Origin of the sequence: Streptomyces coelicoflavus (assembly GCF_003112555.1) — a bacterium.
Lineage (GTDB): Bacteria > Actinomycetota > Actinomycetes > Streptomycetales > Streptomycetaceae > Streptomyces > Streptomyces coelicoflavus.
Genome location: NZ_BEWB01000002.1, coordinates 913,964 through 940,822 on the forward strand (window position 1 = coordinate 913,964; position 26,859 = coordinate 940,822).

The 26,859-nt window shown below is 72.9% G+C and carries 29 protein-coding genes; 6 read left to right on the forward strand and 23 right to left on the reverse strand.

Annotated elements, in window-relative coordinates; all coding sequences use genetic code 11:
• Window positions 1–96: 96 nt before the first annotated feature.
• The 7 genes from Sco07f_RS04300 to Sco07f_RS04335 form a co-directional block, all read right to left on the reverse strand.
• Complete coding sequence (locus tag Sco07f_RS04300; protein WP_054103297.1) at window positions 97–750, reverse strand: response regulator transcription factor; 654 nt, start codon at window positions 748–750, stop codon at window positions 97–99.
• On the reverse strand, window positions 735–2,024 hold the full coding sequence (locus tag Sco07f_RS04305; protein ID WP_087791268.1) for a sensor histidine kinase: 1,290 nt from the start codon (window positions 2,022–2,024) through the stop codon (window positions 735–737). The genes Sco07f_RS04300 and Sco07f_RS04305 overlap by 16 nt, the downstream gene beginning before the upstream one ends.
• A 52-nt stretch (window positions 2,025–2,076) precedes the next feature.
• Window positions 2,077–3,117, reverse strand: a complete 1,041-nt coding sequence (locus tag Sco07f_RS04310) for an SDR family oxidoreductase (protein ID WP_108986990.1) — start codon at window positions 3,115–3,117, stop codon at window positions 2,077–2,079.
• 146 nt (window positions 3,118–3,263) lie between these two features.
• Complete coding sequence (locus tag Sco07f_RS04315) at window positions 3,264–3,875, reverse strand: winged helix-turn-helix domain-containing protein (RefSeq protein ID WP_108986991.1); 612 nt, start codon at window positions 3,873–3,875, stop codon at window positions 3,264–3,266.
• A 339-nt stretch (window positions 3,876–4,214) separates the two neighbouring features.
• Window positions 4,215–5,144, reverse strand: a complete 930-nt coding sequence (locus Sco07f_RS04325; protein WP_108986993.1) for a DUF6891 domain-containing protein — start codon at window positions 5,142–5,144, stop codon at window positions 4,215–4,217.
• A 101-nt stretch (window positions 5,145–5,245) separates the two neighbouring features.
• The gene (gene glnII / locus Sco07f_RS04330) at window positions 5,246–6,277 is read right to left on the reverse strand and encodes a glutamine synthetase (protein ID WP_108986994.1); all 1,032 of its coding nucleotides are present in this window, start codon (window positions 6,275–6,277) and stop codon (window positions 5,246–5,248) included.
• Window positions 6,278–6,412: 135 nt separating this feature from the next.
• Window positions 6,413–6,889, reverse strand: a complete 477-nt coding sequence (locus tag Sco07f_RS04335) for a MarR family transcriptional regulator (protein ID WP_007448849.1) — start codon at window positions 6,887–6,889, stop codon at window positions 6,413–6,415.
• Window positions 6,890–6,991: 102 nt separating this feature from the next.
• Here Sco07f_RS04335 and Sco07f_RS04340 point away from each other — a divergent pair, with 102 nt between their 5' ends.
• Entirely contained in the window at window positions 6,992–7,873 is an 882-nt protein-coding gene (locus tag Sco07f_RS04340; protein WP_108986995.1) for an alpha/beta fold hydrolase, read from the forward strand.
• 3 nt (window positions 7,874–7,876) lie between these two features.
• Here the strand turns inward: Sco07f_RS04340 and Sco07f_RS04345 are convergent, their stop codons facing one another.
• From Sco07f_RS04345 to Sco07f_RS04355, 3 genes are all read right to left on the reverse strand, one after another.
• On the reverse strand, window positions 7,877–8,572 hold the full coding sequence (locus tag Sco07f_RS04345) for an SCO2207 family protein (RefSeq protein WP_108986996.1): 696 nt from the start codon (window positions 8,570–8,572) through the stop codon (window positions 7,877–7,879).
• Between the two features lie 108 nt (window positions 8,573–8,680).
• Window positions 8,681–9,574, reverse strand: coding sequence for a hypothetical protein (locus Sco07f_RS04350; RefSeq protein WP_244941981.1), 894 nt, complete (start codon window positions 9,572–9,574; stop codon window positions 8,681–8,683).
• Window positions 9,575–9,632: 58 nt separating this feature from the next.
• Window positions 9,633–9,992 (reverse strand): arsenate reductase family protein, encoded by a 360-nt coding sequence (locus Sco07f_RS04355; protein ID WP_007388376.1) that lies wholly within the window; start codon window positions 9,990–9,992, stop codon window positions 9,633–9,635.
• Window positions 9,993–10,166: 174 nt separating this feature from the next.
• Between Sco07f_RS04355 and Sco07f_RS04360 the strand changes: the two genes are divergently transcribed.
• Window positions 10,167–10,475 carry a hypothetical protein gene (locus tag Sco07f_RS04360; RefSeq protein ID WP_007388365.1) on the forward strand — a complete coding sequence of 103 codons (309 nt, stop codon included), beginning with the start codon at window positions 10,167–10,169 and terminating at the stop codon, window positions 10,473–10,475.
• A gap of 61 nt (window positions 10,476–10,536) precedes the next feature.
• Here Sco07f_RS04360 and Sco07f_RS04365 read toward each other — a convergent pair whose 3' ends face one another.
• From Sco07f_RS04365 to Sco07f_RS04380, 4 genes are all read right to left on the reverse strand, one after another.
• On the reverse strand, window positions 10,537–11,724 hold the full coding sequence (locus Sco07f_RS04365; RefSeq protein WP_108986997.1) for a winged helix DNA-binding domain-containing protein: 1,188 nt from the start codon (window positions 11,722–11,724) through the stop codon (window positions 10,537–10,539).
• Window positions 11,725–11,836: 112 nt separating this feature from the next.
• Window positions 11,837–12,415, reverse strand: a complete 579-nt coding sequence (pspAB, locus tag Sco07f_RS04370; RefSeq protein WP_108986998.1) for a PspA-associated protein PspAB — start codon at window positions 12,413–12,415, stop codon at window positions 11,837–11,839.
• Window positions 12,416–12,451: 36 nt separating this feature from the next.
• Window positions 12,452–13,366 (reverse strand): zinc metalloprotease HtpX, encoded by a 915-nt coding sequence (htpX, locus tag Sco07f_RS04375; RefSeq protein WP_007388373.1) that lies wholly within the window; start codon window positions 13,364–13,366, stop codon window positions 12,452–12,454.
• 62 nt (window positions 13,367–13,428) lie between these two features.
• Window positions 13,429–13,797, reverse strand: coding sequence for a winged helix-turn-helix transcriptional regulator (locus tag Sco07f_RS04380; RefSeq protein ID WP_007388372.1), 369 nt, complete (start codon window positions 13,795–13,797; stop codon window positions 13,429–13,431).
• Window positions 13,798–13,890: 93 nt separating this feature from the next.
• Between Sco07f_RS04380 and Sco07f_RS04385 the strand changes: the two genes are divergently transcribed.
• Entirely contained in the window at window positions 13,891–14,730 is an 840-nt protein-coding gene (locus Sco07f_RS04385) for an SDR family oxidoreductase (RefSeq protein ID WP_108986999.1), read from the forward strand.
• Between the two features lie 57 nt (window positions 14,731–14,787).
• Here Sco07f_RS04385 and Sco07f_RS04390 read toward each other — a convergent pair whose 3' ends face one another.
• Together Sco07f_RS04390 and glnA are read right to left on the reverse strand one after the other, a co-directional pair.
• Entirely contained in the window at window positions 14,788–15,048 is a 261-nt protein-coding gene (locus tag Sco07f_RS04390; protein ID WP_007388371.1) for an SCO2583/SCO2584 N-terminal domain-containing protein, read from the reverse strand.
• Between the two features lie 201 nt (window positions 15,049–15,249).
• Window positions 15,250–16,659 (reverse strand): type I glutamate--ammonia ligase, encoded by a 1,410-nt coding sequence (gene glnA, locus Sco07f_RS04395; RefSeq protein WP_007388370.1) that lies wholly within the window; start codon window positions 16,657–16,659, stop codon window positions 15,250–15,252.
• Between the two features lie 220 nt (window positions 16,660–16,879).
• On the opposite strand from glnA, the gene Sco07f_RS04400 reads away from it, so the two are divergent.
• Window positions 16,880–17,347, forward strand: a complete 468-nt coding sequence (locus tag Sco07f_RS04400; RefSeq protein ID WP_054103302.1) for an RDD family protein — start codon at window positions 16,880–16,882, stop codon at window positions 17,345–17,347.
• A 126-nt stretch (window positions 17,348–17,473) separates the two neighbouring features.
• Here the strand turns inward: Sco07f_RS04400 and Sco07f_RS04405 are convergent, their stop codons facing one another.
• The 4 genes from Sco07f_RS04405 to lipB all read right to left on the reverse strand — a co-directional run bounded on the left by Sco07f_RS04405 (window position 17,474) and on the right by lipB (window position 20,642).
• Window positions 17,474–18,178 carry a DUF4191 domain-containing protein gene (locus Sco07f_RS04405; RefSeq protein WP_007388369.1) on the reverse strand — a complete coding sequence of 235 codons (705 nt, stop codon included), beginning with the start codon at window positions 18,176–18,178 and terminating at the stop codon, window positions 17,474–17,476.
• An 82-nt stretch (window positions 18,179–18,260) separates the two neighbouring features.
• On the reverse strand, window positions 18,261–18,491 hold the full coding sequence (locus Sco07f_RS04410) for an SCO2195 family GlnR-regulated protein (RefSeq protein ID WP_007388368.1): 231 nt from the start codon (window positions 18,489–18,491) through the stop codon (window positions 18,261–18,263).
• 244 nt (window positions 18,492–18,735) lie between these two features.
• Window positions 18,736–19,689, reverse strand: a complete 954-nt coding sequence (lipA, locus tag Sco07f_RS04415) for a lipoyl synthase (protein WP_007388367.1) — start codon at window positions 19,687–19,689, stop codon at window positions 18,736–18,738.
• A gap of 155 nt (window positions 19,690–19,844) precedes the next feature.
• On the reverse strand, window positions 19,845–20,642 hold the full coding sequence (gene lipB / locus Sco07f_RS04420; RefSeq protein ID WP_087791295.1) for a lipoyl(octanoyl) transferase LipB: 798 nt from the start codon (window positions 20,640–20,642) through the stop codon (window positions 19,845–19,847).
• A 234-nt stretch (window positions 20,643–20,876) separates the two neighbouring features.
• Between lipB and Sco07f_RS04425 the strand changes: the two genes are divergently transcribed.
• A complete protein-coding gene (locus Sco07f_RS04425; protein WP_007388360.1) occupies window positions 20,877–22,343 on the forward strand; it encodes an NsdA family TPR-like regulatory protein in 1,467 nt (488 codons plus the stop codon).
• Window positions 22,344–22,358: 15 nt separating this feature from the next.
• On the opposite strand, the gene Sco07f_RS04430 is transcribed toward Sco07f_RS04425, so the two are convergent.
• Together Sco07f_RS04430 and Sco07f_RS04435 are read right to left on the reverse strand one after the other, a co-directional pair.
• On the reverse strand, window positions 22,359–23,762 hold the full coding sequence (locus Sco07f_RS04430; RefSeq protein ID WP_087791299.1) for an NAD(P)/FAD-dependent oxidoreductase: 1,404 nt from the start codon (window positions 23,760–23,762) through the stop codon (window positions 22,359–22,361).
• A gap of 274 nt (window positions 23,763–24,036) precedes the next feature.
• Entirely contained in the window at window positions 24,037–24,954 is a 918-nt protein-coding gene (locus tag Sco07f_RS04435; protein ID WP_007448840.1) for a TIGR01777 family oxidoreductase, read from the reverse strand.
• A 72-nt stretch (window positions 24,955–25,026) separates the two neighbouring features.
• Between Sco07f_RS04435 and Sco07f_RS04440 the strand changes: the two genes are divergently transcribed.
• On the forward strand, window positions 25,027–25,542 hold the full coding sequence (locus Sco07f_RS04440; protein WP_054103420.1) for a GNAT family N-acetyltransferase: 516 nt from the start codon (window positions 25,027–25,029) through the stop codon (window positions 25,540–25,542).
• Here Sco07f_RS04440 and Sco07f_RS04445 read toward each other — a convergent pair.
• Entirely contained in the window at window positions 25,532–26,716 is a 1,185-nt protein-coding gene (locus Sco07f_RS04445) for a MarP family serine protease (RefSeq protein WP_054103306.1), read from the reverse strand. The genes Sco07f_RS04440 and Sco07f_RS04445 overlap by 11 nt on opposite strands.
• Window positions 26,717–26,859: the final 143 nt, after the last annotated feature.

Consider the following 26,859-nt stretch of genomic DNA (forward strand, 5'->3'; position numbering starts at 1 on the left):
TGAAGCGGCTCCCATCCATACGGAAGCCGCTCCGGAGGTGTTCACCCGTAGGGGGAATTGCTGGGTCCCGTGGGACGTGCGGGACCCGAGAGGAGGTCAGCGGCCGCGGTCCAGATACGCGAGAACGGCCAGCACACGGCGGTTGTCGTCGTCCGAGACCTCGAGGCTCAGCTTGGTGAAGATGTTCGCCGTGTGTTTCGCGATCGCCCGCTCCGTGACGACGAGCTTGCCGGCGATCGCCGCGTTGGTCCGGCCCTGCGCCATCAGCTCCAGCACCTCCAGCTCGCGGGGGGTCAGCCGCTCCAGCGGCCGGTCCTCCGCCGCCCGCCGGCTCAGCAACTGCTGGATGACCTGCGGGTCCATCGCCGTACCGCCACCCGCCACCCGCCGTACGGCGTCGATGAACTGCTCCGCGTCGAACACCCGGTCCTTCAGCAGGTACCCCACCCCGCCGCTCCCGTCGGCCAGCAGCTCGCGCGCGTACAGCTGTTCCACGTGCTGGGAGAGGACGAGCACCGGCAGCCCGGGCCGGTCGCGCCGGGCCTGGAGCGCGCACTGAAGGCCCTCGTCGGTGAGCGTGGGCGGCAGCCGGACGTCGACCACGGCGACGTCCGGCTCCAGTTCGGCCAGGGCCCGGGACAGCTCGGGGCCGGTCTCGACGGCCGCCGCGATCTCGAAGTCGTGGGCCTCCAGGAGCCGGACCAGTCCGTCGCGCAGCAGGAACAGGTCTTCGGCTAGGACAACGCGCAAGGGATCTCCATGGTGACCATGGTGGGGCCGCCGGCGGGCGAGCCGACGGCCAGGACACCGTCGAATGTACCGAGCCGCCGTTCCACCCCGGCCAGGCCCGAACCCGCCCCGATCACGGCGCCGCCCTTGCCGTTGTCGGTGACGGAGACGCGCAGCCGGCCGTCCTCGTGGTGCATGTCGATCCAGATCCGGTCGGCACCGGAGTGCTTCACGGCGTTGGTGAGGATCTCGCTGACCGCGAAGTACGCGGCCGCCTCCACCGGGGCGTCGGCACGGCCGGTCAGGTCCACGTCGACCTCCGAGGCGACGGGCAGCCGCAGCGCCAGCGCGCGCACCGCGTCGCCCAGGCCGCGTTCGGCGAGCACCGGCGGGTGGATGCCGCGGACGAGTTCACGCAGCTCGGTCAGGGCGTCGGCGGAGGACCGGCGGGCCTGGGCGAGCAGTTCCCTGGCCTTCGCCGGGTCCTTCTCCAGCAGCGCCTCGATGGTGCCCAGGTCCATGCCCATGGCGACCAGCCGGGCCTGCGCCCCGTCGTGCAGGTCCCGTTCGATGCGGCGCAGCTCGGCGGCGGAGGTGTCGACGGCGTCACGCCGGGTCTCGGTCAGGACCCGCACCCGCTCGGCCAGTTCGCCCTGGCCCGAGTTGAGCATCGCGCTCGTGAGCCGGAAGTGGGCCTGGAGCACGAGCGGAGAGAGCCGTACGGCGGCGACGAGGAGGACGGCGCCCAGGGCGGCGGCGTAGAGCGCGGTGGTCTGGTCGGTCACGGGCACGAAGCCGTACCAGTAGGTGTCGTCCCAGGCCCGCCACAGCCCGGCCGCGATCACGAACCCCTCCAGCGCGTAGACCGGCAGCGCGAAGGCCAGCAGCGCGGTGACGAAGCCCGCGGTCATGTCGACCGGGAGCCAGCGGAAGTCCCGCCAGGTCGCGGGGTCACCGAGCATCCCGAAGGTGCGCGTCCACGGGTTGGCGTCCGCGGGCAGCGGCCGGTAGGCCCGCTGGATCCGCTCCCCGCCCCACTCGGCGGCGAGCACCCGCCGCCAGTCCGCGAACATCCGCACGCCGGTCAGCACCCAGGGTGTGGTGACGATGCCGATCCCGATCGGGACGAGGGCGACGGACACGAGGGTCAGGCAGAAGCAGACCACCGCGATGGGCAGGGAGACGAACGTCAGTGCCAGTCCCCGCACGGCCGACAGCGCCGCACGCCGCGTCCGCGTCCGCGTTCGCTCCGCTGGTCCTGCCTGCCGTGTGCCGCTCTTCGTCTCGATGCTCATGGCATCAGTCTCGCCGAGGCGACGGCGCGGGGCACTGGGCCGGGCACCCCGGTCAGGGGGTGTTGCCAGGTACACCACCGCCGGGCCCGCCGGCGCCGGCCGCCAGGACCTCCGCCTCCGTCTCCGGGTCCAGGCCGACCGGTGGCCGGTCGGGGCGCCGGGGTGCCGTGCCGCCGATGCTCCGCAGCCAGGCCCAGGTGTCGGCCACGGTGTCCTCGACGGGCCGGCACGTGAGCCCCGTCGCCAGGGCCCGCGAGACGTCCGCCGTGTGCAGGGCGTCGTGCAGGTCGCTGCCCGGAGGAGTCCACACCGGCAACTGCACCCAGGGCTCGATGCCGGCGGCGAGGACGGTCCCGGGGTCGGTCCAGCGCAGCTCCGCCGTGCCGCCCGTGACCGCCGCGCAGGCGTCGAGCAGTCCGCCCATGGTGGTGTGCCCCGGCGGGGAGACCAGGTTGTACGGTCCGCCCAGCTCCCGCTCCACCGCGCCGAGCGTCCAGTCGGCGAGGTCGCGGACGTCGATGTACTGCACGGGCAGCTCGCGCGGGCCCGGTGCGAGGACGGGCCCGCCGCGGGCGACGCGGTCCAGCCACCACGGCAGCCGGCCGATGTTCTCGTACGGGCCGAGGATCAGCCCGGCCCGGACGAGAACCGAGCGGTCCGCGCCGAAGGCGTCCGAGACGGCCAGCTCCCCGCCCCGCTTGTCCCGGGCGTAGTCGCTCTGCCCGGCGTCCGCCGAGGCGCCCTCGACGAGCGGGGCGTCCTCGGCGCACCCGGCGGGCGGGGGCCAGGCGTACACCGAGCGGCTCGACACGTACACGTACCGTCCGGCGCGGTCCCGCAGCAGCCGCGCCGCGTCCCGTACCGCGCGGGGCGCCGCCGACCAGGTGTCGACGACGGCGTCCCACGTGTCCGCCGCCCCGGCCAGGGCGGTGAGCCCGTCGGGCGCGGTGCGGTCGCCGTGCAGCGCCCGCGCTCCGGGCGGCGGGGCATGCCGTCCGCGGTGCAGGACGGTCACCTCCCAGCCCCGGTCGAGGGCCGCCTCGACCACGGCCCGCCCCACGAACTCCGTACCGCCCAGCACCAGTAGTCTCATGCCGGTCACTGTGCCGGGTGCGGCGGCCGCGGGGAACGGGTCTCTGCCGTCGGCAGACGGACGCAGCGGCTCGACGGGTCCCCGCCTCGGCGGCTCAGTGACTCGATGGCTCCGTGGGTTCCGTGGATTCCGTGGGTTCCGTGGGCTCAGCGGCCGGTGGGCGGCGTGTACTTGTAGCCGACGCGCCGTACCGTCTGGATCGTCCGCCGGTGTTCCGCGCCGAGCTTCCGGCGCAGCCGCGCCACGTGCACGTCGACGGTGCGGCCGTCACCCACGTGTCCGTAGCCCCACACCGTGGTGACCAGCTGGTCGCGGGTGTGCACCCGGTGCGGATGGGTGACGAGGTGGGCCAGCAGTTCGAACTCCAGGTAGGTCAGGTCGAGGTCGCGTCCGTCCACGGCGGCGGTGCGTCGTGCGGGGTCGATCCGGACGAGTGGGTTCTCCGCCCGGCCCCCGCTGCGGTCCGGGGCCGGGTCCGAGCCCGGGGCCGGGCCCGGGTCAGGAGCCGGGTCCAGGAACGGCGGCTGCTGGTCGGCGGGGACGAGCACGAGGTAGCCGACCATCGGCGGGTGTCCCGGCAGGGCCGGCAGGGTGTGCGGCGGCGCGGGCAGCCAGGTGGCGCCCGGTGGCAGCAGGTCCGCGACGTCCGGCGCCTCGCCCGGGGCGACGGCGCGCAGCCGGTGCCGGGTGCCGGTGGAGTCGGGAGGGGCGGTGGGGGAGCCGAGGGTGACGGTGGACAGGGAACGGGTGGTCGCCATGAGACGTCAGCTCTTTCGCGCGTGAGTTCGTCGGGAGGGGCGACGGGCGCGAGTTCGTGGTCGGGCGCGTCGCGGGACGTACGTCGTGCGCACCGGCGGCAGGCGCGGAAGGCCTGTGAGATACGGCTTCTAGCGGGCCGGCGCGATCGTCGCGCGGCAACACACCCGGTCGAAGTCGTCGTGCTGACGGGAGGGCCAGAAGGGCTCGAGGTCACGGCGACCCGTCGCTGCGTACTTCCGGAAGCCGACCATGGGCTCATTGAAGCAGACGGCGGCGGGGGAGAGGAGGGTCCTCTCAGTGCGTGGACGCCGACCGCCCGGAACCAGCCGCCGGACCGGTCAGCCCTCCAGCCGTTTGCGCCAGTTCAGCGGGGTGACGGCGATCGCTCTGCCCGGGTCGCCGTTCCACTCCGTGGACAGTCCGGACCCCGTGAACGCCGCCACGACCTCGTGCCCGACGGCCGTGGTCGTCTCCTCCGAGCCGTCGAAGCCGCCGTAGTGCAGCATGAGTCCGTGTCCCTCGGCGGCGGCCTCGGTGCTCTGCCGGTGGAAGAAGACGAAGCCGCGGGCCCCCTCGCGCTCCGCGCCTATCTCCGCGGTGCCGCAGCCGCGGCAGCAGGCGAAGTTCTCCCGGGCGGTGACACCGGCCGCGTCCAGGACCTCGAAGACCCGGGTGAGGCGGTCCGGGTCGGTGGTGTCCCCGCCCCAGGACTCCTGCTCGGCCAGTCGCTCCAGCCACAGCCGGTCCACCAACTGCCGGGCCTGGGCGGGGGACACCGGCCGTTCGCCGTACTCGCCGCCGACGAGGTAGTCCTCCGCGATCTCGGAGAGCGTCCCGCGGCTGTCGTAGCCGCAGCGGAGCTGCTCGCGCACCCGCCGCTCGACCTGCTCGCGGACCTCGTCCGGCAGGTCGGGGACACCTTCCTGCGGCGGGACGGCGATCGGCTCCCAGGCCACGCCCGCGTCCCAGCCGGGCTCCTGGCGTGCCCAGCCGGTCAGGAGGTCGGCCGCGCGGTGGGGATCGTCGAGGTCGGTACCGAAGAACGCGTCCGCGGCGGCCCGGTACTCCAGCCGGTACTCCCCGCCCTCCTCGTGCCACACCTGCGCGAACACGTCGGGGATGTCCGGTATCCGCTGCACCACCAGGAAGCGGTCGCCGGCGTGGCCGATGCGCGTGACCAGTTCCCGCAGCTCGGCCGCCCCAATCCGGGCGTGCTTCTGCCAGTTCTCCGTCTCGACCCTGATGGCCAGGACCCCGTCGATCTCCATGACCCCACCCTCGCACGCGCCACTGACAACGCGGCCCGGGCCGCAGTGGCCCGGGCCGGAGTCGTCAGTGGCGGAGTGGTCAGTGGCTGAGTCGGCCGGTCTCAGACCTGGCCGGCCTTCTCCAGCGCCGCGCAGCAGGTGTCGACGAGCAGACGCGTCACGACGTACGGGTCGACGTTGGCGTTGGGACGGCGGTCCTCGATGTAGCCCTTGCCGTCCCTCTCGACCTGCCACGGGATGCGCACCGAGGCGCCGCGGTCGGAGACGCCGTAGGAGTACTCGTTCCACGGGGCGGTCTCGTGCAGACCGGTGAGGCGGTCGTCGATGCCGGCGCCGTAGTTCTTGACGTGGTCCATCGGCTTGGAGCCCTCACCGAGGGACTCGGCGGCGGTGATGATCGCCTCGTAACCCTCGCGCATCGCCCTGGTGGAGAAGTTGGTGTGCGCGCCCGCGCCGTTCCAGTCGCCCTTGACCGGCTTGGGGTCGAGGGTGGCGGAGACCTCGAAGTCCTCGGCGGTGCGGTAGAGCAGCCAGCGGGCCACCCACAGCTGGTCGGAGACCTCCAGCGGCGCCAGCGGACCGACCTGGAACTCCCACTGGCCGGGCATGACCTCGGCGTTGATGCCGGAGATGCCCAGACCGGCCCTGAGGCAGTTGTCCAGGTGCGCCTCGACGACGTCGCGGCCGAAGATCTCGTCCGAGCCGACGCCGCAGTAGTAGCCGCCCTGCGCGGCCGGGAAGCCGCCCTCGGGGAAGCCGAGCGGGCGGGCGCCCTTGAAGAAGGTGTACTCCTGCTCGATGCCGAAGATCGGCTCCTGCGCGGCGAAGCGCTCCGACACCTCGGCCAGTTCGGCGCGGGTGTTGCTGGGGTGCGGCGTCAGGTCCGTGTCCAGGACCTCGCACAGCACCAGGATGTCGTCGCCGCCGCGGATCGGGTCCGGGCAGGAGAAGACCGGCTTGAGCACGCAGTCCGAGGAGTTGCCCGCGGCCTGGTTGGTGGAGGAGCCGTCGAAGCCCCAGAGCGTCAGGGCGTCGAGGCCGGCCGGGGCGTCCGTGATGATCTTCGTCTTGGAACGGAGCTTGGCCGTCGGCTCGGTGCCGTCGATCCAGATGTACTCGGCCTTGAAGGTCACGGGGGCCACATCCTTCGGGTGTTCTCGCCGCACTCGCGGGTGCCGCGGCGCTGGGGCGGCAGGGGCGCCGCGTCTACTGCCGTGCAGCGTGCCAACCGGCGATTTCCCGGCCGTTGCCCGTATGTGAACCCCGTGTTACCCGCGGTCGTTGTGGTCAGGCTCACGTCCGTCGTCCCCGGCCGCCTCCCGGACGCCGGTCAGGAAGCCCCTGATGGCCGCCAACTCCCGCTCGTCGTAACCGCGCAGCAGCTCCACCGCCCGCCCGATCAGCGGTCCGAAGTGGGACCGGCCCAGAGCCACGGCCCGCTCGTCCACCTCGACGGTGACCCTGCGCCGGTCCCGCTCGTCACGCACCCGGCGCACGTGACCGGCCCGCTCCAGCCGGTCGACCAGCGCCGTCGTCCCCGCGGAGTTCAGCCCGAGCGCGGCGCCCAGGTGCCCGGCGGTCACCGCCTCGCCCGCGCGGGCGGCGTCCATGAGCGCGATCAGCGCCCGGACGTCGGTGGGGTGCATGCCGTTGCGCTGCGCGAACCGCGCGCTGTGCGCGCCCAGTTCGACGGTGACCGCGCGCAGGAGATGGACGATCTCCATCTCCGGTTCCTGGTCGGGCATGTGGACCCCTTCCGGATTCGTCTCGCTCGACAAGTATCTCGTTCACCGAGACAATACCGGGGAGGCAGGAACAAGGAGCAAGCGAAACAGGGGGCACCACTGATGAGCGCTCGCGGTCCGTACGACGCCGGCCGTTTCCACGACGCCTACGACAGGGTCATGGCCAAGTGGCCCACGGGGACCGGGTCGGTGACCGTCCCCACCCCCTTCGGCGAGACGCACGTCCACGTGACGGGACCGGCCGGTGCCCGCCCCCTCGTCCTGCTGCCGGGCGGCGGCGCGGCGACCTCCGCGTCCTGGCACGCCCAGGCCGGCGAGCTGTCCCGCACCCACCGCGTCCACGCCGTCGACCTGATCGGCGCCCCCGGCCGCAGCACCCCGGCCGGCGACCGCCACCCCCGTACGGTCGCCGACCTCACCGGCTGGCTGGACGTGCTCCTAGACGGCCTCGGCATCGCGGAGACCGACCTCGGCGGGCACTCCTACGGCGCCTGGATCGCCCTGCATCACGCCCTGCACGCCCCCGAGCGGGTACGCCGCCTGTTCCTCCTGGACCCGACCCAGTGCTTCGCCGGGTTCAAGGCGGCCTACCTGCTGCGCGCGCTGCCGATGCTGCTGCGGCCCACGCCCCGCCGGGTGCGCGCCTTCCTGGACTGGGAGACCGGCGCGACCCCGCTCGACGCCGACTGGCTCGCCCTCCAGGAGGCCGCCGTCGGCTTCCCGGAGCGCAGGCCGGTCACCGGACCGCGCCCGGCCCCGGAGGCCCTGCGCGCACTGGACGTGCCGGTCCTGCTGCTCCTGGCCGGGAACAGCAGGACGCACGACCCCGCCGGGGTGGCTGCCCGGGCGCGGGCCCTGCTGCCGCACGTGGAGACCGCCGTCCTGCCGGACGTCTCCCACCACGCGCTGCCGCAGTCCGCACCGCCCGCTCTCGGCCGCCGCCTCGGCGACTTCCTGGCCGTGCCGGGCGTGCCGGGCGTGTGAGCCTCAGCCGACCTTCTCGATCAGCGCCCGCCGAATCAGGAACTTGCCCTCCTCCCGGACCTGTTCGAACGCCGCGTTGTTGAGCAGCGCGCAGCTTCCCGAGACCGAGTTCACCTCGACGGTCGTGGACTTGCCGTTGTCGAGGTTGGTCACCTTGAGCCTGGTGCCCACCGGGAACCGGTTGCTGGAGGCGGCGGGCGCGCCGCCCTCGCCGGAGAGGGTGACGGTGGACCCGGCGCAGACCTGCTCGCCGGCCTGTGCGGCACCTCCGGCCTGGCCGCCCGCCTGTTCTCCGGTCTGTTCCCCGGCGCCCCGGCCGGCGTCCTGACCCGCCTCCTGCCCGGCCTGCGGCGGCTGCGCGGCCTGGGAGTCCTGAGCCGACTCCCCCACCGCGCAGCCGGACGCCGCCTGCTTGCGCTCGATCTCCGCGACGACGGCCTCGCGGTTCTCGATCCGGGCCGCGGACTGCGCGTCGGGGTCGGCCCGCTGGCCCTCGATGAACCGCTGGTTGTTGCCGAGCGCGGTGGCCAGGCCCTGGCAGACGTTCGAGTCCTGGGCGGCCTTCGTCCGCGCCTGCTGGGTGGGCTGCGCGGCGTTCGACGCGTTCGCCATGACGAAGGCGCCGCCGCCCGCCACGGCGGCCGCGCTCACCAGGAGCGCGATCTTCTTCTTCGTACCGGGAGTTCTCCTGCGCGACATGCGCGCCTCCTGAAGAGGTAGGGGAGCGTACGCCGCTATGTACGAGATACCGAACGGACTTGCTCAGCGGTCGCGTTGATACTCGTACGTAACCTGCGTCACACGCCCCTAACCCTGTTCGTACGCCACCACGTTGTCGTCGACGTACTGGAGCAGGCCCTCCGTCTGCCGGATGAGGTCCGCCTCCCCGGTCTCCGACCCGTCGCCCCACTGCCCGTTCGCGAACACCACCGACCGTACGGTCATCAGCCGCCGGAAGACGCCGGCCGACCCGGGCGGCACCGTCGGCAGTCCGGCTTCGGGCGGCGGGTCGAGCGACACCGTCTGGTACGTCACCGGGTCCATGGAGGCCATGCCGAACACCGTCCCGGCGTCCTCCGCGCGCACGAAGCTCGCCACCGTCACCGACACCTGCGAGCGCCGCTCGGCGTCCGTGAACAGGGCCGTGGTGAGCCGCGAGCAGCCCTCGCCCTGCTCGGCCAGGGCGGCCAGCTCCTGCGACATGCCCTGGGCGCAGTCGGTGGTCGTGGCCAGGTCGACGCGTTCGTACCGGGAGCCGTCCTCGAGCCGTACGGCGGCCTCCGGGAATGCCTGCTCGGGGCGTATGACCGGCCGCGCGAGCAACGACGGCAGGCCGGAGGGGGCGTCGGAGGGCAGGGTTCCGGTCACCGAGGGGGCGGCGGCGGGCGTCGCGGTCGCCGTGGTGTCCGGCGCGGCGGCCGACGCGGCCGGGTCCTCGTCGCCGCCGCTGTACATCAGTGCGCCGCCGGCGACGGCCGCGACGAGGACGACGCCCGTCACGGCGATCACCACCGGCCCCAGGCGCCGGCCGCGCCCGCGGTGCTGCTCGGGGGGCCAGGGGGCCGGATCCGCCGAGGCGGCGTACGGACCGTACTGCTGGGGCTGCTGCTGTCCGTACGGCTGCTGCTGTCCGTACGGTGGGTACTGCCCGTACGGCGTGTGCCGCTGCCCGTGGTGCGGCCCTTGATCATCGTGTGTCATGGCCGCGCAGGGTAACAGCGTGGACCACCCCCAGTCGCGGCGCGCGACAATCCCCGAACTACCGGGACAGAGCGTCCCGAACCGCCTCATCGGTGCGGCCCACCACGGCCGTTCCGTCGTCGGCCGTGATGATCGGGCGCTGGATCAGCTTGGGGTGTTCGGCGAGCGCGGTGACCCAGCGGTCGCGTGACGCCTCGTCACGGGGCCAGTCCTTCAGGCCCAGCTCCCTGGCCGCCGCCTCCTGGGTGCGGGTGATGTCCCACGGCTCGAGCCCGAGCCGGGTGAGCACCTCGCGGATCTCGTCCGCGCTCGGGACGTCCTCCAGGTAGCGGCGGACGGTGTAGTCGGCCCCCTCCGCGTCGAGCAGAGTGATCGCGCTGCGGCACTTGGAACAGGCCGGATTGATCCAGATCTCCATGCCGCACACGGTAGCCGGAAGGCGTGGAAACCCGTTCACCCCGTGCGTCTCAGCGGCCCCGAAAGGCCTTGTGGGCAGGGGCTTTTGTCAGTGGGGGGCGGTAAAATAGAAGCAGTGTTCGAGGGTGTCGCCGGGCGGTCCGGCCGGCGCCCTGACCGCGACAGGAGGATGCCCGTGCCCGCTGCCGCACTGAAGCCGAAGCCCACCCAGTCCACCGCCAAGCGGCCCGTCCTGCTCGACCTTCCGTACGAACCCGTGGCGAAGCGTCCGCTGCCGGCCGGCCGCCCCCGCGAGTGGTACGTCACGCACAACCGCCGGCTCAAGGCGATGCGGCTCGCCATCGCCCTGCTCGACTCCGGCGTCTACCTGGCCGACCAGGCGCGCAACGAGCGGATACGGAGCGCTGCCCTGACCATCGGGATTCACCCGCCGTCGGACACCACGTGCCACATGGTGCGGGCGTTGATGCGGTACTCGCGCTGACGGTGGCGCCGGGTGCCGTGACCTCTCGCGGCGCCCGGCGCCGGGCCCGAAGGGCGCCCCGCTACGCCGACAACTCCCGTTCCAACGGTGTGCGGAACCTCGGTGTGATCCGGGTCGTGCCCACCCAGGACGACAGGCGTTCCGCCTCGGCACCGATCGCGGCCTCCGTGTCGCGGCCGGTGCCCTCGCGGTCCAGCAGCCGCCAGACGATCTCTCCGTCGGCGCGCTGGGCCCAGCCGCCGATCACGCGGCCGTTCCACCAGACCGTCGGGCCGACGTTGCCGCTGCGGTCGAACAGCTTCGGCCGCAGCCCGGGCGCGAGGTACCAGTCCCGCTGCTGCCAGCCCATCGCCGTCGGGTCCAGGGCGGGCAGCAGCGCCGCCCACGGCTCGGCCGGCCCGGCGACCGGGCCGGCGTCTCCGGCGACGAGGTATCCCGTGCCCTCGTCCAGTGCGACCGCCTCGGCGCCGATCGCGGTCAGGGCCCGGCGCACCTCCGTCACCCGCCACCCGGTCCACCACTTGAGGTCGTCCTCGGTCGCCGGTCCGCACGCCGCCAGCCGGCGCCGCAGCAGCTCGGCCTGCGCCTCGCCCGGGTCCAGCTCGGGATGCTCGGGCGCCGGCGCCCAGCGGAATTGGCCGGACGTCCACGAACCCAGCGGCCGCCCGCGTACCACCTTGCCCTCCACGCCCAGCACCCTCAGGAGTTGGGTGGAGACGGTGTGCACGCCCTCGTAGCTCTTCCCGGCGGCGTAGACGTACTGCTCCTTCAGGCGCGGCTCGTCGCGGGCCAGTTCGGCCGCCGTGGCCTGGCCGCGCCGGGCCAGCGCGGCCAGCGCCGACTCCTCGACCTCCGCCAGCCAGGCGGCGTCCGGGGCTCCTGCCTCCGCCATGTTCTTGAGCAGCCTGGCCCGCTCCCGGGCGGCCACGGTGCGGCCGGTCGAGGCGTGCACGACCGCCGTCAGCTCCGTGGGGAACACGAACACGGTGTGCCGCATGCCGTGCATCCGGACCAGCGTCCCGTCCTCGTACAGGGCCCGCTCCGTCTCGCCCACGGTCTTCGCGGCGTCCGCGAGCCGCGCGCCCACGGCCAGGTGGACCGCCGCCGGATCCGTGCCGTGCAGCGCGACCAGTGATCCGGCGACCTCCTCCGGGCTTCCCGCCCGTGCGCTCACCGCCAGCCGCTGCCGCAGGGCCAGCCGGTGCCGCCGCTCCGCCGCCCCGATGTGCCGTCGTCCGCCGTCACCCATGCAGGCCCTCCGCCCGTCCGTACGCCCGTACGTCCTCGGTGTGCGTTCTCCGTATGCGTCCTCGGTACGGCCATCGTGCCCGACACCACTGACAGCCGGGGGTGCACCGCGGTCAGAGGCCGGGCGCTCCCCACACGGGGAACCAGCGGCCCAGGTCGCCCTCCACCGGCAGTTCGCCCGCCAGTGCCGCCCGGATCCGCAGTTCCAGCGCGTTGTCCCGCTGCCGCCGTTCGCCGGGCAGGGGCGCGAAGGGGTAGAACGTGCCGCGCTTGTAGAGGTAGACGAGGGCGAGCCGCCGCCCGTCGTCCTGCGTGAAACCGGCCAGGGAACACAGCAGCCGCGGGCCGAAGCCGCCCGCCTCCAAGGTGCTGTTCACCGCGTGCAGGTCGTTCACCAGGAGGGGCAGCTCGTCCGGGGAGCGGTGCGAGACGAGCCAGGAGTAGCCGTAGGAGTCGTGGGTCAGGTCCACCGGGGTCCGGCCGGCGTCCGCGTCCAGCAGGGCGCGGATCTCGCGGTGCGTGCGCTCGAAGGCGGCGCCCTCGACCGTCGCGAAGCACACCGCCCCCTGACCGGTCGGCCGGAAGCCGGCCGACGCCTCCAGGCCCACCGCCGCCGAGGGCAGTGCGAAGAGCCGGTCGAGATCGGGCCCCACCGCCCTCGACCGGCCGAGCAGGATGTTTAGCAGTCCCATGCTCTGGTGTCCGTCCTTCCCGCGGCAGCCCGCGTTTCAGGCCCTGCCGGGCGCCGGCGCCTCGCCCAGCTCGGTGGAGATCCGGCCCAGCTGCTCGAGCCGCTGCTCCAAGGTCGGGTGGGTGGCGAAGAACCGGCCGAGACCGGGGTCGCTGCCGAAGGCCGGAGTGAAGTAGAAGGCGTTGAAGGCCTGCGCGGTGCGCAGATCCTTGGTCGGGATGCGGGCGATGTCGCCGGTGACCTTCGTGAGGGCCGCCGCCAGGGCCGACGGGCGCCCGGTGAGCAGGGCCGCGGCCCGGTCGGCCGCCAGCTCCCGGTACCGGGACAGGGCCCGGATCAGCAGGAAGCTGAGCGCGTACACGGCGGCCGAGACGCCCATCACCACGGCCAGCGCGGCCATCGTGTTCTGGTCCCGGCGCCCGCCGAAGAGCTGCGAGTAGAAGGCGAACCGCACGATCAGTCCCGCGATCACGCCCAGGAACGACGCCACCGTGATCACCGCGACGTCCTTGTGCGCCACGTGCGACAGCTCGTGCGCGAGCACGCCCTCCAGCTCAGCGGGCTCCAGCCGCCGCAGCAGCCCGCTGGTGACGCAGACCACCGCGTTGTCCGGGTTGCGGCCGGTCGCGAACGCGTTCGGCATCTCCATCTCCGAGACCGCGACCACCGGCTTCGGCATGTCGGCCATCGCCGCCAGCCGGTCCACCACTCCGTGCAGCTCCGGATACTCGTCCCGCTCCACGACCCGGCCGCGCATCGCGAACAGCGCGATCCGGTCGGAGAACCAGTACTGCGCCCCCAGCACCAGCGCCACGATCACCACGACCAGTACCCAGGACTTCAGCACCGCGATCAGCGCGGCGACGAACCCCACGTACAGCAGACCGAGCAGGAACAGCGTGATCCCCATGCGCACGGTCAACCGCCGGTCACTCCGGAAGCGGCTCTGCATCTGCATCACCTCGCAGTCGCACACTCGTCCCGCTGTCCAGTGTGCACCCGGCGTCCCGGACGCTACCGGGTGCCGGGCGACAGCCGCCGGGTGATGCGGTCGAACAGCTCCGTCAGCGGTTCGCCGATGTCCCGGCCGAACTCGCTCAGCCCGTACGTGACCCGGGGCGGCGTCGTCGGCTCGACCTCCCGCCAGACCAGACCGTCCTCGACCAGCACGCGCAGGGTCTGGGCGAGCATCTTCTCGCTGATGCCCTGGATGCTCTCGCGCAGCTCGTAGAACCGGAGGTCGTTGCGGCGCAGGGAGATCAGCACCCAGATGCCCCACCGGCTGGTCACGTGGTCGACCACGTCGCGCGCCAGGCAGTCGGTGTGAAACACGTCATACCGCGCACGGGTCTCGTCCCGTCCTTGCTGCGAGCCTTCCGTCATGTCATGAGCTTACCTTCAGGTATGCCCTTACCAAAAGTAAGCCCGCGCTCCTAGCGTGAAGATCCACAGAGGGCATCCGAGAGGGAGCTGATCATGATCGTGGTAACCGGTGCGACCGGGAACATCGGCCGACCGCTGACGCGGGCGCTGGCGGAGACGGGGGAGCAGGTGACGGCGGTGTCGCGGCACCGGGCGGCGGTGCCGGACGGTGTCCGACACGTGGTGGCCGACCTCGCCGAGCCGGCCGGCCTGCGGCCCGCGCTGGCCGGGGCGAAGTCGCTGTTCCTGCTGCTCTCCGGCGACCTGCACGCCACGGGTGCCGACCCGGCCGGCATCATCGCCGAAGCGGCGGGCAGCGGGGTCCGCCGCGTCGTCCTGCTCTCCACGCTCGGCGTGGTGACCAGGCCCTTCGGCGCCACACGGATCGCGATGCGGGAACTGGAGGACACGCTGCGGGACTCCGGCCTGGAGTGGGCCGTCCTGCGGCCGGGCGGGTTCGCCTCCAACGCCCTGTGGTGGGCCGAGTCCGTCCGCGCGCAACGGCTCGTCGCGGCGCCCTTCGGCGACGTCGGAGTGCCGGTCGTCGACCCGGCGGACATCGCCGCGGTGGCCGCGGCCTGTCTGCTGGAGGACCGGCACACCGGCGGTTCCTACGAGCTGACCGGCCCCGAGGTGATCACTCCGCGCGGACAGACGGAGGCCCTCGCCGCCGCGCTGGGCTCGCCCGTGGCCTTCCGGGAGCTGACCCGCGAGGAGGCCAGGGCGGCCATGGCCCGGAGCATGCCCGCGGAACTCGCGGACGACACCCTCGACATCCTCGGCAACCCGAGCCCGGCCGAGCTGCGCGTCAGCCCCGACGTCGAGCGTGTCCTCGGCCGCGCCCCCCGTCCCTTCGCCGACTGGGCCGCCCGCAACGTCGACACGTTTCGCTGAGGCCGCCGGGACCGGACGGCCGGGGTGCGGCGTACCGGTCGGTGGCGCCGGCCGGCCTTAGTAGGGCGCCCGGAAGTTGACGTATCCGAGCAGTACGATCACGGCGGCCACGCAGCCCAGCACCACGGCCGTGGACACCCACGACGACCGGCGCGCGGAGCGCACGTGCTCGGGGTCGGCGCGGAAGGGGACCGGCCCGGGAGGGTTCTCCTTCCAGCGCGCGGCGAGCATCCGGGCCCGCGCCGAGGGCTCCTTGTGCTCGGCACCGTCGGCCCACCTCAGGTCGTACTCGCGCTCCTCGTCGTCCCGTTCCGGCATCTCCGGCACTCTCCCCGTCCCCCTGACTCGAACAACCGTCTTAGTGGACATGATCCCGGCACGCCCGCGGCCTGTGAAGTGTTTTCGGCCACGCACGGGCCACGCACGACGGCGCCCCCGCCCTCCGCAAGGGGAGGGGCGGGGGCGCCGGACGTCGCGGGCCGGGCCCGGTCGGTCACACGTCTCGGTCGGACGTCTCGCTCACACGTCGAAGTACATCTCGAACTCGTGCGGGTGCGGACGCAGCTGGAGCGGGGCGATCTCGTTGGCGCGCTTGAAGTCGATCCACGTCTCGATCAGGTCCGGCGTGAACACGTCGCCCTGGAGGAGGAACTCGTGGTCGGCCTCCAGGCGGTCGAGGACCGCGCCGAGGGAGGTCGGGACCTGCGCCACGTTGGCGTGCTCCTCGGGAGCCAGCTCGTAGAGGTCCTTGTCGATCGGCTCGGCCGGCTCGATCTTGTTCTTGATGCCGTCCAGGCCCGCGAGGAGCAGGGCGGAGAACGCCAGGTACGGGTTGCCGGAGGCGTCCGGGGCGCGGAACTCGACGCGCTTGGCCTTCGGGTTCGAGCCCGTGATCGGGATGCGCATCGCGGCGGAGCGGTTGCGCTGCGAGTACACCAGGTTGACCGGCGCCTCGAAGCCCGGCACCAGGCGGTGGTAGGAGTTCACCGTCGGGTTGGTGAAGGCCAGCAGCGACGGGGCGTGCTTGAGGATGCCGCCGATGTAGTAGCGGGCGGTGTCCGACAGGCCGGCGTAGCCCTGCTCGTCGTAGAAGAGCGGCTCGCCGCCCGTCCACAGCGACTGGTGGACGTGCATGCCCGAGCCGTTGTCACCGAAGATCGGCTTCGGCATGAAGGTCGCCGTCTTGCCGTTGCGCCAGGCCACGTTCTTGACGATGTACTTGAAGAGCATCAGGTCGTCGGCGGCGGCGAGCAGCGTGTTGAACTTGTAGTTGATCTCGGCCTGGCCGGCGGTGCCCACCTCGTGGTGCAGGCGCTCCAGCTGGAGGCCGGACCGCTGGAGCTCCAGGGACATCTCGGCGCGCAGGTCGGCGAAGTGGTCGACCGGCGGGACCGGGAAGTAGCCGCCCTTGTAGCGGACCTTGTAACCGCGGTTGTCCTCCAGGGCACCGGTGTTCCAGGCGCCGGCCTCGGAGTCGATGTGGTAGAAGGACTCGTTCTCGGCGGTCTTGAAGCGCACCGAGTCGAAGACGTAGAACTCCGCCTCCGGGCCGAAGTAGGCCGTGTCGGCGATGCCCGTGGAGGCCAGGTACGCCTCGGCCTTCTTCGCCACGTTCCGCGGGTCGCGGGAGTACTGCTCGCCCGTGATCGGGTCGTGGATGAAGAAGTTGATGTTGAGGGTCTTGTCCCGGCGGAACGGGTCGACGCGCGCGGTGGACAGGTCGGGGCGCAGGGACATGTCCGACTCGTGGATGGCCTGGAAGCCACGGATCGAGGATCCGTCGAAGGCCTGCTCGTCGTCGGGGTCGAACGCCTCGGCGGGCAGCGTGAAGTGCTGCATGACGCCCGGCAGGTCGCAGAACCGGACATCGACGAACTTGACGTCCTCGTCCGCGATGAACTTCTTGACGTCGTCGGCGTTCTGGAACATCCAGCTCCTCCTACTCCCGACCGTCCCGCCGGGTTGGTAGATCGTTCGTGAGGCCAGTGCGGGTGGCACACGCTTCCTCGACCCTAGGGACGGGTGATTTCTCGGGCGTGACCCATTTGTTTCGCAGAAGTTAACCGGCTCCCTTCCCAGCCTAGGCCGGTTCGGGGCGCGTCACACCCCACCGTCCCCGGTCCGTATACGGGCGCAGTACCGTGGTCGGGTGGACAACAGGCAAGCAATCGGCTCGTGGCTCTCCGGCCCCCGCGCGGCCATCGAAGAGTCCGGCGCCGATCTCGGATACCGCGGCGAGCAGCTCGGTCTGCCCGAGGAGGGACCGGGCTCGATCGCCCGTCCGGGCAGGCGGCTCGGCGCGCTGGCCGTCGACTGGGCCCTGTGCTCCCTGATCGCATACGGCCTGATCACGGGCAGCTACGGGCAGACGGCGAGCAACTGGGCCCTGCTGATCTTCTTCGTGCTGAGCGTGCTGACCGTCGGCACGATCGGCTTCACCCCCGGCAAGCGCCTCTTCGGCCTCCGGGTCGTGGACCTCGCCACGGGGCGGCCCAGCCCGCTGCGCGCCCTGCTGCGCTCGGTCCTGCTGTGCCTCGCCCTCCCGGCGCTGATCTGGGACCGCGACGGCCGGGGCCTGCACGACCGGCTGGCTCGCACCGTGGAAGTCCGCGTCTGACTCGCACGCACCGGTACGACATGCCGGGACGACATGCCGGCACGACGACGCCGGTACGACGACGGGGGCGGCCCGAGTGGATCGGGCCGCCCCCGTCGCCGTACCGGCGTCTCGGAGTGCTGCGGGTCAGCGCTGCCTGGGGTTGCCGCCGCGGGGCATCCGCATGCCCTTCGGCATCGGGCCCTTGGGCAGCGGCATGTTGCTCATCAGGTCGCCCAGGGCGCGCAGCCGGTCGTTGGTCACGGTGACCTGCGGGCCGCTCAGGACGCGGGGGAGCTTGAGCATGGTCGTGCGCAGCTTCTTCAGCTCGACCTGGCCCTCGCCGGTGCCCACGACCAGGTCGTGCACGGGGACGTCGGCGACGATGCGGTTCATCTTCTTCTTCTCGGCCGCGAGCAGGGACTTCACCCGGTTCGGGTTGCCCTCCGCGATCAGCACGATGCCGGCCTTGCCGACCGCGCGGTGCACCACGTCCTGGTTGCGGTTCATCGCCACCGCGGGGGTCGTCGTCCAGCCCCGGCCCACGTTGTCCAGTACCGCCGCCGCGGCGCCCGGCTGTCCCTCCATCTGGCCGAAGGCCGCCCGCTCGGCCCGGCGCCCGAAGACGATCGCCGTCGCGAGGAAGGCGAGCAGCAGGCCCAGGATGCCGAGATAGATGGGGTGACCGATCAAGAAACCGATCCCGAGGAGGACACCGAAGACGACGATGCCGACACCCGCGAGCACAAGACCGATCTTCTTGTCGGCCTTGCGGGTCATCTTGTAGGTCAGAGCGATCTGCTTCAGTCGCCCGGGGTTCGCAGCGTCCGCTGCGGGTTCCTTCCTCGCCATGGCACGAAGTCTACGTGCCCCCGAAAGCGCCGACGACGGCAGTGTCCGGCGGGCGGGGAGGCGGGGCGGTCGGGAGCCGGGTTCAGGGGCGGCCGGCGACGGACTGCCGCAGTGCCTGCTCCGTCTCGATCCGGTCCTTGGCGCGGCGGCGGTCCTCGAGGACCGAGTTCCACGCGTTGCGCCGGGCGGTGCGCTGGCCGCCGCTCATCAGCAGCGACTCGACGGCCCGCAGGGCGGTGGTGAACGACGGGATGGCGGTGGCGCGGACGGTGGTGGCACGGACGGCGGTGGCGCGAACGGGCGCGGCCTGCATCGTGGAGGTCCCCCCTCGGTACGGCTCCGGGTACGGAGACGGGTGTACGCGGTGGTGTACGTGCTGTGATTCCAGGGTCACTGATTGGTGTTACCAGGGCGTGACCCGCCGGTCAAACGCACATGAAGCCGCGTTGCCGTGCCCCGGAACGGATGCGCGGCCCCGACCGGTGCCCTCATCAGCGAGGACGGTCGAGGCCGCGGCATCTCGGCCATTACTGGCGAGTAGTGACTTGTGCGAGAATTCACACGGTGGCGGACCGGCGCTGCTCCATGGCCATGCCGTAGAGCCGTCCCGCCCGGTACGAGGACCGCACCAGCGGGCCCGACATCACGCCGGAGAAACCGATCTGCTCGGCCTCCTCCTTCAGCTCCACGAACTCGTGCGGCTTGACCCAGCGCTCCACGGGGTGGTGGCGCACGGACGGGCGCAGGTACTGCGTGATCGTGATCAGCTCGCAGCCGGCCTCGTGCAGCTCCTTCAGCGCCTCGCTGATCTCCTCGCGGGTCTCGCCCATGCCGAGGATCAGGTTCGACTTGGTGACCAGGCCGTAGTCGCGGGCGTCCGTGATGACCTTCAGGGAGCGCTCGTAGCGGAAGCCGGGGCGGATGCGCTTGAAGATCCGCGGGACCGTCTCGACGTTGTGCGCGAAGACCTCGGGGCGGGAGTCGAAGACCTCCCGCAGCAGCTCCGGCACCGCGTTGAAGTCGGGGGCCAGCAGCTCGACCTTGGTGCGGCCGTCCGCGCGCTCCGCGGTCTGCTGGTGGATCTGGCGCACCGTCTCCGCGTACAGCCAGGCGCCGCCGTCGGGGAGGTCGTCGCGGGCGACGCCGGTGATGGTGGCGTAGTTCAGGTCCATCGTGACCACGGACTCGCCGACGCGGCGCGGCTCGTCGCGGTCGAGTGCCTCGGGCTTGCCCGTGTCGATCTGGCAGAAGTCGCAGCGCCGGGTGCACTGGTCGCCGCCGATGAGGAAGGTCGCCTCGCGGTCCTCCCAGCACTCGTAGATGTTGGGACAGCCGGCTTCCTGGCAGACCGTGTGCAGGCCCTCGCCCTTCACCAGGTTCTGCATCTTGGTGTACTCGGGACCCATTTTCGCCCGGGTCTTGATCCACTCGGGCTTGCGCTCGATGGGGGTCTGGCTGTTGCGGACCTCGAGGCGCAGCATCTTGCGTCCGTCGGGTGCGACTGCGGACACGACCGGCTCCCTAGCGATTGATTCTTCGGCGTTCTTAAGCGTACGCCCGATGATTTGAATGCCCGGCGAGGGTGCTGGCCTCTGGGGGCTGCCGCCCCCAGGCCCCCGCACCGGCCCTGAACGGGCCGTGTCCCCAAACGCCGGACGGGCTGTTTTTATGCCGGCGTCTTCTCGATGACCCGGGGCTTCAGGTCCGCGTTCTCCAGGATGTCGCGGAGGTGGCGTTCGGCCACCGGGAGGACCTCCTCGATGGTCACGTCGCGGCCGAGTTCGTTCGCCAGGGAGGCGACGCCCGCGTCCCGGATGCCGCACGGGATGATCTTGTCGAACCACTTGTTGTCGGGGTTCACGTTCAGCGCGAAGCCGTGCATCGTGACGCCCTTGGCGACCCGGATGCCGATGGCGGCGATCTTGCGGTCCTCGCGGCGCTGGCCCGCGTTGGACGGGGCGTACTCGGGGCCGTTGAGGCGGGGGTCGAACTCGTCGTCGGTCAGGCGGGGGTCGAAGTCCAGGGAGAGGCCGCCGAGGACGGGGCGCCGCTCGACCGGATCGCCGAGGACCCAGACGCCGCTGCGGCCCTCCACCCGGGAGGTCTCGAGGCCGAACTCCGCGCAGGTGCGGATCAGGGCCTCCTCCAGGCGGCGGACGTGGGCCACCACGTCGACCGGGCGCGGCAGCTTCTGGATGGGGTAGCCCACCAGCTGGCCCGGGCCGTGCCAGGTGATCTTGCCGCCGCGGTCCACGTCGATCACCGGCGTGCCGTCCAGCGGACGCTCGCTCTCCTCGGTGCGCCGGCCGGCCGTGTAGACCGGCGGGTGTTCGAGGAGCAGCACGGTGTCGGGGACCTCGTCGGCGAACCGCGCGGCGTGCACCCGGCGCTGTTCGTCCCACGCCTCCTGGTACTCGACGCGTTCGGCACCGAAGCCCATCCGGACGAAGCGCAGCTCACTCACGGCACGTGCCTCCCTGCAAGGTCGTAAGGCACGAAGCGTGCCCACGCCACTGTACGACCGCCCGCGCGTCGTCAGCCGGGCGGGCAATTCTCACACGATCGGATGAATGCAGGGCGAATTGTGCGATCGGGTGCTTACTCTCCGCTACATTCGCGCCGTTCACGAGGCCATAAGGGCTGCTCACAGGCGCTCCGGGCAATCGAACGCCCGGAAGGCAGGAGACCGCACCGCACCATGACGGAACGACCCGCGCAGCGCACCCCCAACCGCCAGCTCGCCGCGCTCATCGCCGAAGCGGGGTTCTCGAACGCGGGTCTCGCGCGTCGCGTCGACCAGCTCGGACTCGAACACGGCCTTGACCTGCGATATGACAAAACGTCTGTCACCCGGTGGCTGCGCGGTCAGCAGCCCCGCGGCACCACCCCGGCCCTGATCGCCGAGGTCTTCACCCGGCGCCTGGGCCGCCGCCTGACCGCCCAGGACCTCGGCCTGGACGCCTGCGCGCCCGTCTACGCGGGTCTGGAGTTCGCCGGCAGTCCGGAGGAGGCGGTCGACATCATCGGCGGGCTGTGGCGCAAGGACTCCGGCAGCCACGCCGAGCTGCGGAAGATCGCCTTCACTCCGGCCGGGCTCGTCGTGCCCAGCCGCGACTGGCTGATCGGCCGCGCCGACGAGAAGGTGGCCCGCACCGAGGTACCCGTCCGCATCCCCGCGCAGGGCCGCCCCGCGACCCCGAGGCTCGCCGTACCGCTCGACCCGTCCAGGCGCCGGGCGGCCCCGGCCGAGCGCGGCCCGGGCCAGAAGGTCAGCGGCGGCGACCTCGCCGCGCTGCGCTCGGTCGGCGAGCTGTTCCGCAGCCTCGACGACCGGTACGGCGGCGGACACGCCCGCCAGGCCCTGGTGCGCTACCTGGAGCACGAGCTGGAGCCGATGCTGCGCGGCACCTACGGCGAGCAGACCGGCCGCCGCCTCTTCGCCGCCGCGGCCGACCTCACCCGGCTCGCGGGCTGGACCTCGTACGACATCGCCGCGCACGGTCTCGCCCAGCGGTACTTCGTGCAGGCGCTGCGGCTGTCGCAGGCGGCGGCGGACCGGGCGTACGGCTCGTACGTGCTGGTCACCATGAGCCGGCAGGCCGTCTACCTGGGCCACGGGCGCGAGGCCGTGCAGCTCGCGCGGGTGGCGCAGCAGGGCGTGGGGACCTCCGCGCCGCCGGTCGTGCAGACGCTGCTGCACGCCGCCGAGGCACGGGCGCACGGCGTCCTCGGGGAGGTGCGGGCGTGCACGGCGGCGCTGGTGCGGGCCGAGCGCGCGATGGAGGCCGCCCGGCCCGGCGACGAGGTGCCGCACTGGGCGCGCTTCTTCGACGAGGCGCAGCTCGCCGACGAGTTCGGGCACTGCCACCGCGACCTCCAGCAGTTCCGCGCCGCCGCCCAGCACGCGGAACGCTCGCTGCAACTGCGCGCCCCCGTCTACGCCCGCAGCCGGCTGTTCTGCCGGGTCGTCCTCGCCACCGCCCGGCTCGGCCTCGGCGAGCTCGACCAGGCCTGCCAGCTGGCCGCGGAGGCGGCGGGGCAGGCGGCCGAGATGCGCTCGGTGCGCGCCGCGGAGTACGTCCGCGACTTCGAGCGCCGCCTGGAGCCGTACCGGGACGCGGCCCCGGTCCGGGGGTACCGGGACAAGGTGGCCGCCCTGGGGTAGCGCCGGTCACCGGGCCTACGCCGCCCGCGCCGGTCCCACCGCCTCCGCCGTGTGCATCGGCCGGCCCGCCCCCAGGTCGGTCAGGATCGCCGCCGAGGCCCGGTGGCCCGAGTGCAGTGCGCCCTGGACGGTGCTGGTGTCGCGGTGGTCGCCGCACACGTACAGGCCCGCCAGCAGCCGTACCGGCCTGCGGGGGTCGTGCGGCGGGCGCATCGCGGGCACCGCCTCGGGCGTGTGGTGCACGGCGAGGGTCTCCCAGCGGGTGGTCGGGGTGCCGTAGAGGCGGGACAGGTGGATGCGTACGGCGGTGTCGAGGTCGGGCGGGGGAGGGCCGAGGACCGTCGACGAGACGAGGGTGCGCCCGGCGGGCGCGCGGGACGGGTCCACCCGGCTGATCTGCGCCGTGTGGGCGACCGGGCCGCCGCGGTCGGCGTCGAGCAGCAGGGACGCGCCGGTCGTCGGCGGTTCGTCGGTGGTGTGGTGGACCACCGTCACCGGGTGGAAGTCCGGCACCCGCAGTCCCGGCAGCAGCTCGGCCGCCGCGCGGGCGTCGGTCGCCACGAGGACGGCCCGGCACCGGATCACGCCGTGCTCCGCGGTGGTCACGGCGTTGGTCGCCACCGAGGTGACGCGCACCCCGGTGTGCACCGTGCCCGGCGGCAGCGACCGCGCCATGTGCTCCGGCAGGGCCTCCGCGCCGCCCTCCGGCAGGGCGAGGCGCCCGCCCGCGAAAGCGCGCAGCGCGAGGTCCGCGCACCGGCTGGACGTGGTGAGGTCCGGGTCGTACAGCAGGGCGGCGAGCAGCGGACGCAGGAAGCCGTCGATCGTGCGGGCGGGCAGCCCGCGGGCCGCCAGTGCCGTGGCGGCGGGCAGCTCCGGCCGGGCCAGCAGCCGCTCGGCCGGGGTGTGGGCGAGCCGGGCCAGCGCGGCACCGAGCCGGGCCTGGTCGACGGCGGTGCCGAGCGGGGCACCGGCACGGGTGCGGGGCGCGGCGGCCGGCCTGCCGGGCGCGCCGGGCGCGCCGACCGTGCGCCGGGGGGCGGGCATCGAGCGGGGGGCGCTCGCGAGGGCGCGCACCGCATGGAGTGCGCCCCGTGCGCTCCGTACGCCCGCCGGCGCTCCCGCGCGATGGTGACGGCCCTCGCTGTGCAGCAGGACCCCGGGGGCGAAGGGCAGCAGCGCGAGGCCGTCGAGCCCGGGGGTGCGGCGCAGTTCGGGATACGCCGTGGACAGCAGCTGTCCGATTCTGTCGAGCCGGAAACCGTCGACCTTCTCGGTGGCCATCCGGCCGCCGACCGTATGGGCGGCCTCCAGGACCGTGGTCGTCACTCCTGCGCTGGTCAGCCGTTCCGCCGCGGCGAGTCCGGCGATCCCGGCCCCCACGACGACGACGTCCGCCTGGTACGCGGGCTCAAGCACGTGCCCCTCCTCGAGGTTGCGCGGCCGCTGGAGACGTCATGCCCCCAACAGGCTTGAGGAATACCCGAGTTCGACACGAGGTTAGGGTCCGGAACGGTCAGGGGGAGTCGCACGGAGGCGGTACACGGTCGCACGACGGTCGCATACGAGTGCGATGTGGCAGTCAATCGGACGCGATTCGGTCGTGGTCGGTCGTGCTTCGGCCGCGACTGGTCGTGTTCCGGCCGTGGTTCGCACGCGACTCGGAAGCGCGCCGGCCGTGACGCGGCTGTCGCTACAGCGCCGCCCGGATCGCCCCGTCGATCTCCGGGAACGCGAAGCGGAAGCCCGATTCCAGGAGGCGGGCCGGGAGGACCCGGGCGCTGCCCAGGACGTCGCCCGCCATCTCGCCGAGCACCGCCCGCAGGACCGGCGCGGGCACCGCGAACGGCGCCGGACGGTGCAGTACACGGCCCATGGCCACCGTGACCTCACGGTTCGTCACCGGCCGCGGGGCGGTCAGGTTGAACGGGCCGGACAGGTCGTCCCGGTCCATGAGGTGCCGGATCGCCGCCACCTCGTCGTGCAGCGCCACGAAGGACCAGTACTGCGACCCGTCGCCCAGCCGCCCGCCGAGTCCCGCCCGGAAGAGCGGGAAGAGCCGGCCCCAGGCACCGCCCCCGCGCGCGACGACCAGTCCGGTGCGCGTGAACACCGTCCGCACGCCCGCCTCCCGGGCCGGGGCCGCCGCGGCCTCCCACTCCACGCACAGGCCCGGCAGGAAGCCCTCCCCGGCGGGCGCGCTCTCGTCCACGGGCCGGTCGCCGGTCTCCCCGTAGTAGCCCATCGCGCTGCCGTTCACGAAGACGCGCGGCGGCCGGTCCATCGAGGCGACGGCCTCCGCGAGCGCCGTCGTGCCGTGCACCCGGCTGCTGCGGACGAGGGTCTTGTACGCGTCGGTCCAGCGGCGGTCGCCCACCCCGGCCCCGGCCAGGTTGACCACGGCGTCGCAGCCCTCCAGCCCGGCCGCGTCCACCCGCCCGTTCTCGGGGTCCCAGCGGACCTCGTCCGCGCCCCCGGGCGCGTGCCGCACCAGGCGCACCACCTCGTGGCCGTCCGCGGTCAGGGACCGCGCCAGCGCGCTGCCGATGAGACCGGACGCGCCGGCCACCGCGATGCGGGAACGTCCCCTGCCCAAGCGTCCGTCGTTCATGGGCCCATCCTGCCGGGTGGCCCGGGAAAAACCACGGAACGATCGCCGTCACCGCGTCGTACAGTGACCGTCATGCCAGCTCCGCACATACGCCCCGCCAGGTCCGAGGACGAGGAACCGCTGCGCCGGATCGACCTCGAGACCTGGTCCCACCTGCACGCCGTCTCGCCCCCGCCGGGGCCGGACGACCCCTTCTTCCACGACACCTGCGGGCCCGACGCCCACCTGGTCGCCGAACTCGACGGCGCCGTCGTCGGCTACGTCCGGCTCGGCTTCCCCACCCCGCTGGCCTCCAACACCCACGTCCGCCAGATCCGCGGCCTCGCCGTCGCGGACGCGGCCCGGGGACACGGCGTGGGGCGGGCCCTGGTCCGGGCCGCCGTCGAGGAGGCCCGGCAGGGAGGCTTCCGCCGGATCACCCTGCGCGTCCTCGGCCACAACACGGCCGCCCGGAAGCTCTACGAGTCCGAGGGCTTCGTCGTCGAGGGCGTACAGCCCGAGGAGTTCCACCTCGACGGCCGGTACGTCGACGACGTGATGATGGGGCAGATGCTGACCGGCCCGGCCGGGGCCGCGCTCACGACGTGACGGGCTCGCCCGTGTCCACCGCCCGCGTGGCGTCCGCGGCCTCGCGCGCCTGGGGGGCCACCTCGGCGGCCGTCAGCACGTAGCCGGTCTCCGCGTCGGAGGTGGAACGGGCGAACACCACGCCGTACACCCGGCCGTCGGTGGTCAGCAGGGGTCCGCCCGAGTTGCCGGGGCGGACCGTGGAACGGACCGAGTAGATCTCCCGGGTGACGTTCTCGTCGTTGTAGATGTTCTGGCCGGTGGCGCGGATCCGGTTCGCCACCGTCGCCGCCCGCAGGTCCAGCGCCCCGTCCTGCGGATAGCCCGCGACCACCGCCGCGTCGCCCCGCGAGGCGCCCTCCTCGAACCGCAGCACCGGCGCCCGCAGATCGGGGACGTACAGCACGGCCACGTCCTTGTCCGGGTCGAACAGCACCACCCGCGCCTCGTACGTGGGGCCCACGCCGCCGACCCGGACGGTCGGATCGTCGATGCCGGCCACCACGTGGGCGTTGGTCATCACGTGCTCCGGCGCGTACACGAAGCCGCTGCCCTCCCGGCCCTGGGCGCCGGCGACGCCCTCCACCTTCACCGTGCTGAGCTTGGCCGCGCGGGTCGCCGCGGGCGTGACGCTGTCGCCCGAGGGCTCGGCGACCTCGGCGGCCGACTCGTTCTCGAACGGGTTGAAGACCTGCGGGAACCCGGCGTCGGCCAGCGCGGTCGTCGCCCGGGAGAACCACGCCGGGGTGGTGTCCGGCATCACCCGCTGCACCGCGCCCAGCACGCTCGAGTCCCGGATCGCCGAGGTGAGCAGCGAGGACGAGGACGCCGCGAGGACGCTCGCCGCCACCCACGCCACGATCAGCGCCGCCGCCGAGTTCGCCACCGCCCCGCCGACCCCGTCGGCCACCCTGAGCGGACCGGCGTCCAGTTCCCGGCGCAGCCGCAGCGCGAGCCGCCCCGCCAGCTCGTGGCCCACCATCGCCGGGAGCAGCACCGTGACCACCGCGACCACCGTCGCCCCGGTCGAGCCCCGCGCGACCAGGTCCATCACCCACGGCAGCACCCACACGCCGAGCACCGCACCGCCCACGAAGCCGGCCAGCGACACACAGCCCGCCACCAGCCCGCGCCGGTAACCGGACGCCGCGTAGGCCAGCACCACCAGCGCCAGCACGATGTCGAGCAGGTCCACGCGAACCGCCTTTCTGCCGGACCCCGGGACCCTCAGTACGTGCGGTACCGGGCCGATGATCAGCCTGAAGCGCACAACCGTCCGAAGAGGGGGCGTCCGTGCGAGCGAACGTGTGCGGTCTACCGTGGAACGCCGTGCACCGG